The organism is Bifidobacterium phasiani (assembly GCF_019331775.1).
GTDB classification, from domain to species: domain Bacteria; phylum Actinomycetota; class Actinomycetes; order Actinomycetales; family Bifidobacteriaceae; genus Bifidobacterium; species Bifidobacterium phasiani.
This window is the reverse complement of the sequence record NZ_JAHBBD010000037.1, coordinates 1-12,132: the sequence shown is the minus strand read 5'-3', so window position 1 is coordinate 12,132 and position 12,132 is coordinate 1. Positions and strand designations below refer to the sequence as shown.

Here is a 12,132-nt window from a genome sequence, read left to right as displayed (position 1 = left end):
CTCGGCTTCACCAACCTCGGCAACTACATCACCAGAAGCCTCCTGCACGCCGGAGGATTCAGACAAACCATACGGGAACGAATCTCACAACCATGAACCCGACACACACGAAAACCGGAAGAGCCGGGATACCACTACTGGTCCTTGGAATTCGAACCCGCAATGCGGGAAGACCGCATAATAAGCAGTCTTGCCTGGCTGTAGCATCACCGTTTCATCCGCCGCGCCGATGCCTGGGGCGGCGGATGAAACGGCTGCAACCCCGATGCCACCGACCGATCGCCCTGAACCAACACGCCCGGTTCCTATGGGTCCACAGCGAGTCCACTCCGTGCCCACATCCTGCCCACATCTTGCCCACATTTTCGGGAAACCCCAGTGAACCCGAGTAGACCGGAGGGCATCGGCGAGGTGGCGTGAGCCCTACTCTCGCTTAGCAAAAGAGCCGGTTCCCGTTGATTCGGGAACCGGCTCAATCCGTGTCCGGAGCGGGACTTGAACCCGCACGCCTGTATAAATAGGCACTAGCACCTCAAGCTAGCGCGTCTACCATTCCGCCACCCGGACAGGTGCCTTCAGGCAACGAACAGAAACTATAGCACGTCACAGGACGAATGCAAATCGGCGTGTCGCGCGATTGGGGGCGGTGTGTAGCCTAGGAGACATGACCGAACCCCTATTCCTGCTCGACCCCGAGCACGACGACGTCCCCGTGAACAGCGACGAGATCCACACCGGCTGGAAGATCACGCTTCCCCAGCGCGTGCGGCGGCACGCGATCCAGGCCATGCGCCTGCGCGACGGCGACGGGCTGGCCCTGTCGGACGGCCGCGGCCTGCGCATCCGCGCCGTGCTCGCCGACGCCGAGCAGGGGCTGGCCGAGGTGCTGGAGTTCGGCCGGGTGCCCCGCCCGGTCACCCGGCTGGGGCTCATCCAGGCGCTGGCCAAGAACGGCCACGACGAGCAGGCCATCGACGTCGCCACGCAGATCGGCGTCGACCGCGTCGTGCCGTGGCAGTCCGACCGCTCGATCGCCAAATGGAAGGAGGGGCGCACCGACCGCAAGTGGCGCCAGGTCCTGGAGGCGGCCACCGAGCAGTCGCGCCGCCGCTGGGTCCCGCGGCTGGACGCGTGCATGTCCAGCAGGGACGTCGTGGCCGAATGCCGGCGCGCTTGCGTGCACGGCGATCTGGTCATCGTGCTGCACCAGGACGCGACGCGCACCTGGTCCGAGGTCGAGCGCTCGGTCGCCGAGCTGGCCGACCGCTGCCTGGCCGACGGCAGGCCGCGCACCGTCAACGTCGTGGTGGGCCCCGAGGGCGGCATCGCGGACGACGAGGTGGAGGCCTTCACCAAGGCCGGCGCCGAATGCTGCGTGCTCGGCGAGAACATCCTGCGCGCCTCGGCGGCCGGGCCGGTGGCGCTGTCGCTGCTGTCCCGCGCCCTGGGCCGGTACGCGTGACCGGCGCCGGCGGTTCTCGCGCGTTCGCCGGCAGCGGCGCAATATCCGAGCGGCGCAATAGCATGGATGCGGGAAACCGATCCGGGCGGGACCCGGAAGACCCAAGGAAGGAAGCATCATGAGCGAGCCCGATTGCCTGTTCTGCAAGATCATCGCCGGCGAGGTCCCCAGCGAGAAGGTGTACGAGGACGACGCCGTCTACGCGTTCCGCGACATCAACCCGAAGGCCAAGGTCCATGTCCTGGTCGTGCCGCGCAGGCACCTGGCCAACGTGGCCGAGCTGGCCGAGGCCGATCCGCAGCTGCTCGCGCACATGGTCGGCGTCGCCAGGTCGATCGCCGACGAGAGCTTCCACGGCGACTACCGTCTCATCTTCAACTCCGGCCGCGACGCCGGGCAGACCGTCTTCCACGTGCACGCGCACGTGCTCACCGGCGAGGTGCTCGACGAATAGCGCCGCCGGACGCCCCCATCAAGACACCGCATCATAGAAGGGTTGTTGTGGCCACCACTACACGCACCATCCCCATACCCACGCAGCTCGACCCCGTGGCCGTGCTCGGCCCCGTGGACGAGGTCATCCGGGAGGTCGAACGCGCCTTCCCGGACCTGACGATCATCGTGCGCGGCAACCGCGTGGCGATCATGTCCCGGTCCAAGCAGACCGAGGCCGACGCCGCGCGCGCCGAGGAGGTGATCAACACGATCATCCAGGCGGCGTACACCGCGCCGATGGACGCCGACACCGTGCGCCGCCTGCTCGACCAGGACGTGCTGCCGAACCGCGCGCGCCGGACCCACCCCGGGCACGGCGCCGCCGCCGAGACGCTGCGCGACGCGCTGCCCGAGCGGACGCGGCGCGACGAGGTCGCCGGGCACCGCAAGCCGCACGTCCCCGGGGTCATCGCCTTCGCCAACGGCACGCCGGTGCGCGCCAAGACGGCGGGGCAGATCGCCTACGTCAACGCGATCGAGACGCACACCATCACCTTCGCCATCGGCCCCGCCGGCACCGGCAAGACCTACCTGGCCGTTGCCAAGGCCGTGCGCGCGTTCCAGGACCGCAAGGTGCGCCGCATCATCCTGACCCGGCCGGCCGTCGAGGCGGGGGAGAGCCTGGGCTTCCTGCCGGGCACGCTGAACGAGAAGGTGGACCCGTACCTGCGGCCGCTGTACGACGCGCTGTCCGACATGCTCGGGCCCGACCAGCTGCGGCACTACATGGACGACGGCACCATCGAGGTGGCGCCGCTGGCCTACATGCGCGGCCGCACGCTCAACGACGCGTTCGTGATCCTCGACGAGGCGCAGAACACCACCGAGCAGCAGATGAAGATGTTCCTGACCCGCCTCGGCTTCAACACCACGATGGTGATCACCGGCGACGTCACGCAGATCGACCTGACCGTGCCGCATTCCGGGCTGGCGTCGATCGAGCGCATCCTGGGCGGCATCGACGACATCGCGTTCGCGCACCTCGAAGCGTCGGACGTGGTGCGCCACGCGCTGGTCGGCCGCATCGTCGAGGCGTACGACCGCCACGCCTCGGACATCGGCCGCGACGCCGGCGCCGGGCGGCGGGCACGACACGGAAAGGACTCCGATGAGCGTTGAAGTGACCAATGAGACCGAATGGATCATCGACCCCAAGGTGTTCTCCGACCTGGGCGTGTGGGTGCTGGACCAGATGCGCGTGAGCACGCAGTCCGACCTGGCGATCATGTTTGTCGACCCCGAGCCGATCGCCGATCTGCACATGCGGTGGATGAACCTCGAGGGGCCCACCGACGTGATGAGCTTCCCGATGGACGAGCTGCGGCCGGGCGACGGGCGCACGCTGGTCGAGGGGATCCTCGGCGACATCGTGATCTGCCCGTGGGTGGCCGCGCAGCAGGCCGCCGCGGCCGGGCACTCCACGATGGAGGAGATGATGCTGCTGACCATCCACGGCATCCTGCACCTGCTCGGCTACGACCACGTCACGCCGGCGCAGGAGCGCCAGATGTTCGGCCTGCAGCGCCAGCTGCTGCTGACGTTCTTCGCGCTTCGCCAGGGGGCGAACGCGCAGGCGACCCTGCCCCCGGGCACCCCGGACGAGCTGGCCGCGTACGACGAGCGCCACCGCATCACCCGCGGCGGCAAGGAGCACTGATCGACGATGGGAATCGACGACCCGTCATTCATACCCGTGATCGCGGCGCTGGCGGTGGTGGCGCTGATGCTGGTCTGGCTGTCGCTGACGATGGCCTCCGCCGAGGGGGCGGTGCCGCGCGTGACCCGCGCGAGCCTGAACAACCTGATCCTCGATGCGCGCACCGACCAGGAGACCAGCCAGTTCGCCCGGATGAAGCGCATCGAGCGCATCCACAAGGTGCAGAAGCTCATCGTCGACCGGCACGCCACCGCCGGGTCGTGCGCCTTCTTCCGCATCGCGTGCAACGTGCTGGACGGCGTGCTGGTGATGTGCATCGCCTCGCTGTGCGGCGCGCCGCTGTGGCTGGAGCTGGTCTGCGGCGTCCTGGTCGCGCTGGCGATCGCCGTGGTCTCCATCCTGGTGCGCCCGCGTTCGGTGGGCGCGCTCAAGCCGGTCGACATCATGATCGGGCACGCCACGCTGGTCTCCGTGGCGGTGGCGCTCACCCCGTTCGCCCGCATCGGCGGGCAGGGCCAGCAGAAGCGACGCCGCCGGGCCGAGCTCTCCGACGACGAGGAGCTGGAGAAGCTGCAGATCGAGCAGGGCAAGGCGACCATCGACCGGCTGGTCGAGACCGGCGACTTCGACCCGGAGGTCTCCGAGATGCTGCGCAACGTGCTGACGCTGTCGGAGACGCTGACCCGCGAGATCATGGTGCCGCGCACCGACATGATCTGCATCCAGCGCGACCAGACGCTGGAGTCGATGCTCAGGCTGTGCTCGCGCTCCGGCTTCTCGCGCATCCCGGTGATCGGCGAGGACGTGGACGACCTGATCGGCGTGGCCTACCTCAAGGACGCCGTGCGCGCCACCGCGTTCAACCCCGCCACCCGCGACCGCAGCGTCGGCACGATCTGCCGCGACCCGCTGCTCGTGCCCGAGTCCAAGCCGGTGGACGACCTGTTCCACGAGATGCAGCGCAAGCGCCAGCATGTGGCCGTCGTCGTCGACGAGTACGGCGGCATCGCCGGCCTGGTGACCATCGAGGACACCATCGAGCAGATCGTCGGCGAGCTGGAGGACGAGCACGACCGCACCCAGCACGCCGACCCGGTGAGGATCGGCGAGCACCGGTGGAGCATGCCGGCGCGCACGCCGATCGCCACGCTGGGCGAGCTGTTCGAGATCGACATCGACGAGGACGACGTCGACACCGTGTACGGCCTGCTGACCAAGCTGCTGGGCTGCGTGCCGATCGTCGGCGCGTCGGCGGTGACGCGCGGGCTGCGCCTGACCGCGGTGGACTCCGCCGGACGGCGCAAGAAGGTGTCGACGATCGTGGCCGAGCCCGCGCACGTCGAGGCCGACGCGGATACTGACGAGAACGGCGGGGACGCCGCCGACGCGGACGCGGAGGAGCGCCGCCGCGACAACAGGCACGAGAGCAAGCACGACAAGGAGTCGAGGGAACAGTGACTAGCGAGGATCGTCAGCAGGACGGGCAGGCCTACAGGTCGGGATTCGTGGCCGTGGTGGGCCGGCCGAACGTCGGGAAGTCGACGCTGATCAACGCGCTGATCGGCACGCAGATCGCCATCGCGTCGTCGCGGCCGGAGACCACGCGCAAGGCGATCCGCGGCATCCTGACCACCGACCACGCGCAGATCGTGCTGGTGGACACGCCCGGCATCCACCGCCCGCGCACGCTGCTGGGGCAGCGCCTGAACGACGTGGTCGACGAGTCGCTGTCCGACGTGGACGCCGTGGCGTTCCTGCTGCCCGCCGACCAGGGCATCGGCCCCGGCGACAAGCGCATCCTGAGCCGTCTGCGCGCCGAGTTCGCCGTCAAGCGCGACGACGGCACCTTCGAGTGGAAGGTGCCGATTGTGGCCGTCGTCACCAAGATCGACGAGCTGGGCCGCGAGCAGCTGATGGCCAAGCTGCTGGAGATCAACGCCTTCGCCGACTTCACCGAGATCGTGCCGGTGAGCGCGCTCAAGCACGACAACCTGGCCGAGGTGCGCGACGTGCTCATCGGGCTCATGCCCGAAGGGCCGCAGATGTACCCGGCCGACCAGATCACCGAGGAGCGCCCCGAGGACACGATCGCCGAGCTGGTGCGCGGCGCGTTCCTGGAGGAGCTGGACGACGAGCTGCCGCATTCGCTGGCGGTGGTCGTCGACTCCATCGAGTACCCGTCGGACAACGAGACCGGCGCGGCCTACGACGGCAAGGCGCACGTCATCGTGTCGATCTACGTGGAGCGAGACTCGCAGAAGCCGATCATCATCGGCAAGGGCGCCTCGCACCTGGTGCAGGTCAAGAAGAAGCTGCGCACGCCGGTCAACCGCATCGTGGGGCAGAAGGCCAGGCTCGACCTGCACGTCAAGGTCGCCAAGGGCTGGCAGTCCGACCCCAAGCAGCTCGAGCGCCTCGGCTTCTGAGCTTTCCGAGCCGTGTCGTTTCCGGTTGTCCCGCATGGACGGCATGGCCGGCGGCACGAACGATCGGATCCAGTGCCGCGGTATTCCCGACCGGCCGCATCATGTGCCACCGCCGGTCCTGCCGTCCGCCTGGGCCGGCCGGACCGGCGGCCGGTGCTTCCGTCGTCGACGTTCGCGCGGCGGCCGCGCCTCCGAGTCCCCGGCGTTTATGTGCGTCACACGCTTTGCATCGGCCGACCAGCGCCCGTGCGCTCCGTGTGCCTGGCACCGGCGCTCCCAGCGTAGACATTCCCGGCTCAGGTGTTCTGTTCTCAGCGTCGGTTTTGGTTGATAAACAAGGGCGGGACTGCGTTTTACCCGACGCTGGAGCGAGCCCAGTGTCGGTTCGGTAGCACCCCTGTGGCCGGTGGTGCTACCGAACCGGCGCCAATTCGCCGTCCACCTTCGGGGTCGGGCATATCGGGCGCGATTTACCGTGAGGCCCCGATGCGCCGAACCTGGGATTTGGCATATCGGACACAACGTACGGTGCGGGACCGGCGCGCCGGGACCCGAATCGGCAATCGGACGCAACTACAGTGAGGTCCCGGTGCGATTGACATGCGCCGGGACCTCACTGATGAAACGTGCGTTCCGTGGCCGGGCGGTGGAGCCCACGCCCCGGACCTCATCCTGCCACACGGGCAGTGTCTTCCGTGACCAAGCGGGTGGCTCCACCTCGGAACCGGATCGGCCCGGAGAAGGGCCTCACCGCTTCGTGGTGTACATCTGTGTGTTGAGCAGGGTGGCGTAGCGGCGGATCACCTTCGGTCGGATCACCTTCATCGAGGCGGTCATCAGGCCGTTCTCCTGCGTGAACTCCTCGGGCAGGATGATGAACTTGCGCACCGACTCCGCGCGGGAGACGCCCTCGTTCGCCTGGTCGATGTAGCGCTGTACCTCGGCGCGCACCACGGCGTTCACGGCGGCTTCCTCCAGCGGCATGTCGCGGTCCAGGCCCTTCGACTCCAGCCACGGGCGCAGCGCCTCCTCGTCGAGGGTGACCAGCGCCGAGATGAACGGGCGCTTGTCGCCGAGCACCAAGGCCTGCGAGACGAACTCGCAGCGCTGGATGATCTCCTCGATCGGACGCGGCGCGACGTTCTTGCCGCCCGCGGTGATGATGAGGTCCTTCTTGCGGCCGGTGATGTACAGGAATCCCTCGTTGTCGATGCGGCCCAGGTCGCCGGTCGAGTACCAGCCGTCGGCGGAGAACGAATCGGCCGTGGCCTCAGCGTTCTTGTGGTAGCGGGGGAACAGCGCGGTGCCCTTGACCTGGATCTCGCCCTCTTCGCCGATGCGCAGGCTGAAACCGGGGTAGGGGATGCCGACCGAGCCCTCCTTGAACGGGGTGCCGAGCGGGTTGAACGCGCACGGCGCCGTCGTCTCGGTCAGGCCGTAGCCCTCGTACACCGGGATGTTCGCGCCGCGGAAGAACGCCAGCAGCTCCGGATCCAGCGGGGCGCCGCCGGCGACGATCCATTGGGCGCGGCCGCCGAGCACCTGGCGCAGCTGCGCGTAGACCATCGGGTCGAACGCGGCGCGGCGCGCCTTGGTCAGCGCGCTCACCTTGCCCTGCTGCTGCTCCTTCATGTAGTTCTGCGCGGCGACCACGGCCGCGGCGAACGCGACGCCCTTGACGCCGTGGCCGGCCTTCTGCGAGGCGGCGTTGTACACCTTCTCCAGCACGCGGGGGACCACGATCATCACGGTCGGACGGGCCTCCTGCAGGTCGGAAATCAGCGTGGAGATGCCCTGCGCGATGTAGATGCGCAGGTTGCTGGCGACGACGATGTAGTTGATGGCGCGGGCGAAGGTGTGCGCCTGCGGCAGGAACAGCAGCACCGAGCCGCTCTTGCGGTTGAGCAGGTCCGGCATGTACGGCGGCAGCGTCAGCGCGGTGGTGCAGTAGTGCTCGTGCGTCATCTCCACGCCCTTGGGCGCGGCCGTGGAGCCGGAGGTGTACACGATCGAGCACAGGTCGGTCTTCTTCACCGAGTCGATGCGCGCGTCGAGCTCCTCGTCGCCGACCTGGTCGCTGTAGGCGCGGATCTGGTCGAGGCCGCCGGTCTCCAGGCACAGGATCGACTCCAGCGACGGGCACTCCTCGAGCGTGCCGTCGGCCTTGTCGCGCATCTCGGTCGTCTCGACGATGAGCAGCTTGGCGTCGGAGTTGTCGATGATGTTGCGGATCTGCTCGGCGGAGTCGGTCTCGTAGATCGTGGCCAGCACGCCGCCGCACGCCATGACGGCGGCGTCGATGAGGTCCCACTCGTAGCTGGTGCGGCACATGAACGCCACCGTGTCGCCCTTGTCCAGGCCGCACTGCATCAGGCCCTTGGCCGTGACGCGCACGTCCTGGAGGAACTCGTTGGCGGTCTTGGTGACCCAGGCGTCGCCGACCTTGTAGGTGTACAGCGGATCGTCGCCCATGCGCGCGGCGCGGTCCGCGTACAGGTCGTAGATCGACATGCCCTCGTCCAGCGGCGGGATGCCCTCGGTGCGCGCGGTCAGCAGGCCGGTCTCGGGGTCGACGAACACGTCGGTGGGGCGCTCGTGGCCCCATTCCACGGAGTTGGGCAGCTCGACCCCGCTCGCCTCGGCGGCCGTCGCCGGCGCGTAGTCGGGGCCTTCGACCGAGTCGTCGCCGACTGGGTGCACGAAATCGTCGCCGAGATGCAGCGCCTTCTGGGTCAGGGTCGCGGCGGCCTTCTTTACCGAGGTGATGACAGACACGTGAATACTCCTTCTAGTGGCCTCTCCTGACGAAGTGTAATCGCTGCGCCCGGACACGTCACCTTACGGTAGCGTAGGAACCCGCCCGTCCCGTCGGGCCCGCGCGGGCACGGCCCCCGGCCCCCGCCCCCGAGCGCGCAATCCGTCTTTTGGGACGCCCCGCGGCGATGGTCGGCTCCTCCGATACACTGTAAGGCTGTAATGCACACCATCTTCTCTTTAGTGTGAAAGAAAGAGGAAAGGGCTCATATGGCTGAAACAGCACAAGCCGCCGTGGTGTTCGGCGTCCTGAACGAGACGTCGGAGCACGAGTCCCGCGTCGCGCTGACGCCGGACATCGTCACGCGGTTGCGCAAGGCAGGCGTCTCCTGCCTGATCGAACGCGGCGCCGGCGCCGCCGCAGGATACATGGACGAGGACTACGCCAAGACCGGCGCCGAGGTGCTCCCCGCCGACGAGGTGGTCGCCCGCGCCGACGCGCTGGGCTTCGTCGACCGCCCGGACGCCGATCTGATCGCCAAGGTCAAGAAGGGCACCTGGATCATCGGCATGCTCGGGTCGTTCACCGACACCGACTACGTCGCCTCGCTCGAACAGGCCGGCCTGGTCGGCGTCGGCATCGAGAAGCTGCCGCGCCAGCTCAGCTCCGCGCAGTCGATGGACGAGATGACCTCGCAGAACTCCGTGATGGGCTACAAGGCCGTGCTGGTCGCCGCCAACGCCTACGGCTCGTTCTTCCCGATGATGACCACCGCCGCCGGCACGATCCGCCCGGCCAAGGTGCTCGTGCTCGGCGCGGGCATCGCCGGCCTGCAGGCCATCGGCACCGCCAAGCGCCTCGGCGCGGTCGTCACCGCGTACGACGTGCGCCCGGCCGCCCAGGGCGAGGTCGAGTCGCTCGGCGCGAAGTTCCTGGACCTGGGCCTGGACTTCTCCAAGGGCCAGGGCGAGGGCGGCTACGCCCGCCAGCTGACCGCCGAGGAGCAGGCCGCCCAGCAGGCCGCCGTCGACGAGAAGGCCGCCGGCTTCGACGTCATCATCACCACCGCCAAGGTGCCGGGCCGCAAGCCCCCGGTGCTGCTGACCAAGGCCGGCGTCGACGGCCTCAAGCGCGGCGCCGTGATCGTGGACTGCGCGGCGAGCGAGCTCGGCGGCAACGTCGAGGGCTCCGCGGTCGGCACGCAGGTGACCGACGGCGGTGTGACCATCATCGGCGCGCCGTACCTGGCCAGCGAGGTCGCCAACACCGCCTCGAACCTGCTGTCGCGCAACGTCGCCGACGTGCTCGCGCACTTCGTGCACGACGGACGGCTGTCCATGAACCTCGACGAGGAGCTGGACGACGCCCTCGTGGTCGCGGGCCGGACCAACTGAAGGAAGGGAGACCAGACATGGATATCGTCGTAGCGATCACCCTGTTCGTCCTCGCGCTGCTCATCGGCGTCGAGGTCATCGGCAAGGTCCCCGCGACCCTGCACACCCCGCTGATGTCGGGCGCCAACTCCATCCACGGCATCGTCATCGTCGGCGTGGTCATCGTGGCCGCGCACGCCACCTCGCCGCTCGCCTGGGTGTTCATCTTCCTGGCCGCCGTGCTGGGCACGATGAACGTCGTCGGCGGCTACGTGGTGACCGACCGCATGCTGGAGATGTTCAAGTCCGACAAGTCGAAGAAGGGAGAGGGCAAGTAAATGGGCACCCTCGCTGAAACCCTGAGCACGCCGCTGGGCGTGATCGAATGGTTCGTCTATCTGGTCTCGGCCGTGATCTTCGTGATCGGCCTGCACCTGATGAACTCGCCGAAGACCGCCCGCAAGGGCAACCTGATCTCCGCCGCCGGCATGGTCCTGGCCTGCGCGATGGCGTTCATCGTGCTGTTCGTCAATGAGATCTCCAACGGCTTCCGGCACGGCGTGGCCGTGGTGCTGCTCATCGTCGGCATCGCCATCGGCGCCGTGGCCGGCGTGGTCTCGGCCAAGAAGGTCAAGATGACCGACATGCCGCAGCTGGTCTCGATCTTCAACACCGTGGGCGGCGGCGCGGCCGCGCTCGTGGCGCTGAACGACATCCTGACCTCCGAGGGCCTGCCGACCATCGTGGTGCTGATCACCGCTGGCCTGGGCATCCTGATCGGCTCGGTCACCTTCTCCGGCTCGCTGGTCGCGGCCGGCAAGCTGCAGGGCCTGAAGTTCATGCGCAAGCTGACCATCCCGGCCAAGGGCGTGGTCAACGTCGTGGTCATCGTGCTGACGGTGGCCTCGTTCGTCATGCTGTGCGTGATGCCCGAGCAGCGCCTGCTGTTCAGCATCCTGACCACCGTGTTCGCGCTGGTCTACGGCCTGGTGTTCGTCATCCCGATCGGCGGCGCCGACATGCCGGTCGTCATCTCCGTGCTCAACGCCTGCACCGGCACCGCCGTGGCCATGAGCGGCCTGGCGATCAACAACATCGCCCTGATCGTGGCCGGCGCGCTCGTCGGCTCGGCCGGCGTGACCCTGTCCATCGACATGTCCAAGGCGATGAACCGCCCGCTGCTCAGCGTGCTCGCCGGCGGCTTCGGAGGCGGCTCGGCCGCCGCGGGCTCGGCCGACGGCCCGGAGGGCACGATGCGCGAGACCACCGCCGACGACGTGGCCGTGCAGCTCGTCTACGCGGAGAAGGTCATCTTCGTCCCCGGCTTCGGTCTGGCCCAGGCCCAGGCCCAGCGCGAGCTCGCCGACCTGGGCGAGCTGCTCAAGGGCCACGGCGTCGAGGTCTCCTACGCGATCCACCCGGTGGCCGGCCGCATGCCGGGCCACATGAACGTGCTGCTCGCCGAGGCCAACGTGCCCTACGAGGAGCTGATCGACCTGGACGACATCAACCCGCAGTTCCCGCAGGCCAACGTGGCGCTGGTCGTCGGCGCGAACGACGTGACCAACCCGGCCGCCCGCAAGCCCGGCACCGCGGTGTCCGGCATGCCGATCCTGGACGTGGACATGGCGCAGAACGTCGTCGTGATGAAGCGCGGCCGCGGCCGCGGCTACGCCGGCATCGAGAACGAGCTCTACTTCAAGGACAACACGCAGATGCTGTTCGGCGACGCGAAGGCCGGCCTGCAGGCCGTCATCGCCGCCGTCAAGGAGCTCATCAACTAAGGCCGCCGGCCCTGTCGGACAGGGCGCCGCCGCCGAAGGGCCGCGCACCGGATTCTGAACTGCGTCCCGTTTGTTGGACGTTGTTTATTAGGATACAGGGTCTAGGCTGTGAGGGACATGCTCCGGTATTCCTCCGGGGTGTGTCCCTCCAGTCGTATCTGGCGCCGTTTGGTGTTCCAG

Annotated in this window: 11 protein-coding genes and 1 tRNA gene; 9 read left to right on the top strand and 3 right to left on the bottom strand. The window is 68.3% G+C overall.

The window, feature by feature from the left end; translation table 11 throughout:
• Positions 1-480: 480 nt before the first annotated feature.
• Positions 481-567, bottom strand: a tRNA-Leu gene (locus tag KIH73_RS10500).
• 97 nt (positions 568-664) lie between these two features.
• Between KIH73_RS10500 and KIH73_RS10495 the strand changes: the two genes are divergently transcribed.
• From KIH73_RS10495 to era, 6 genes are all read left to right on the top strand, one after another.
• Entirely contained in the window at positions 665-1,462 is a 798-nt protein-coding gene (locus tag KIH73_RS10495) for a 16S rRNA (uracil(1498)-N(3))-methyltransferase (protein ID WP_219083287.1), read from the top strand.
• Positions 1,463-1,580: 118 nt separating this feature from the next.
• Positions 1,581-1,916, top strand: a complete 336-nt coding sequence (locus KIH73_RS10490; protein ID WP_219083285.1) for a histidine triad nucleotide-binding protein — start codon at positions 1,581-1,583, stop codon at positions 1,914-1,916.
• Between the two features lie 47 nt (positions 1,917-1,963).
• Positions 1,964-3,076 (top strand): PhoH family protein, encoded by a 1,113-nt coding sequence (locus KIH73_RS10485; RefSeq protein WP_219083283.1) that lies wholly within the window; start codon positions 1,964-1,966, stop codon positions 3,074-3,076.
• The gene (ybeY, locus tag KIH73_RS10480) at positions 3,066-3,614 is read left to right on the top strand and encodes an rRNA maturation RNase YbeY (protein ID WP_219083281.1); all 549 of its coding nucleotides are present in this window, start codon (positions 3,066-3,068) and stop codon (positions 3,612-3,614) included. The genes KIH73_RS10485 and ybeY overlap by 11 nt, the downstream gene beginning before the upstream one ends.
• A gap of 6 nt (positions 3,615-3,620) precedes the next feature.
• Positions 3,621-5,072, top strand: coding sequence for a hemolysin family protein (locus KIH73_RS10475; RefSeq protein ID WP_219083278.1), 1,452 nt, complete (start codon positions 3,621-3,623; stop codon positions 5,070-5,072).
• The gene (gene era / locus KIH73_RS10470) at positions 5,069-6,040 is read left to right on the top strand and encodes a GTPase Era (protein ID WP_219083276.1); all 972 of its coding nucleotides are present in this window, start codon (positions 5,069-5,071) and stop codon (positions 6,038-6,040) included. Before KIH73_RS10475 ends, era begins: the two co-directional genes overlap by 4 nt.
• A 747-nt stretch (positions 6,041-6,787) precedes the next feature.
• Here the strand turns inward: era and KIH73_RS10465 are convergent.
• Positions 6,788-8,815, bottom strand: a complete 2,028-nt coding sequence (locus tag KIH73_RS10465) for an AMP-dependent synthetase/ligase (protein ID WP_219083274.1) — start codon at positions 8,813-8,815, stop codon at positions 6,788-6,790.
• 249 nt (positions 8,816-9,064) lie between these two features.
• On the opposite strand from KIH73_RS10465, the gene KIH73_RS10460 reads away from it, so the two are divergent.
• From KIH73_RS10460 to KIH73_RS10450, 3 genes are read left to right on the top strand one after another with little or no spacing between them, the layout of a single operon-like run.
• Positions 9,065-10,189: an NAD(P) transhydrogenase subunit alpha gene (locus tag KIH73_RS10460; RefSeq protein ID WP_219083272.1), complete on the top strand. Its 1,125-nt coding sequence runs from the start codon at positions 9,065-9,067 to the stop codon at positions 10,187-10,189.
• Between the two features lie 17 nt (positions 10,190-10,206).
• On the top strand, positions 10,207-10,506 hold the full coding sequence (locus KIH73_RS10455; RefSeq protein ID WP_219083270.1) for an NAD(P) transhydrogenase subunit alpha part 2: 300 nt from the start codon (positions 10,207-10,209) through the stop codon (positions 10,504-10,506).
• Positions 10,507-11,952 (top strand): NAD(P)(+) transhydrogenase (Re/Si-specific) subunit beta, encoded by a 1,446-nt coding sequence (locus KIH73_RS10450; protein ID WP_219083269.1) that lies wholly within the window; start codon positions 10,507-10,509, stop codon positions 11,950-11,952.
• 101 nt (positions 11,953-12,053) lie between these two features.
• On the opposite strand, the gene KIH73_RS11135 is transcribed toward KIH73_RS10450, so the two are convergent.
• Positions 12,054-12,132, bottom strand: a 79-nt coding sequence (locus tag KIH73_RS11135; RefSeq protein WP_338023972.1) for an IS3 family transposase, incomplete at its 5' end; no start/stop codon positions are given.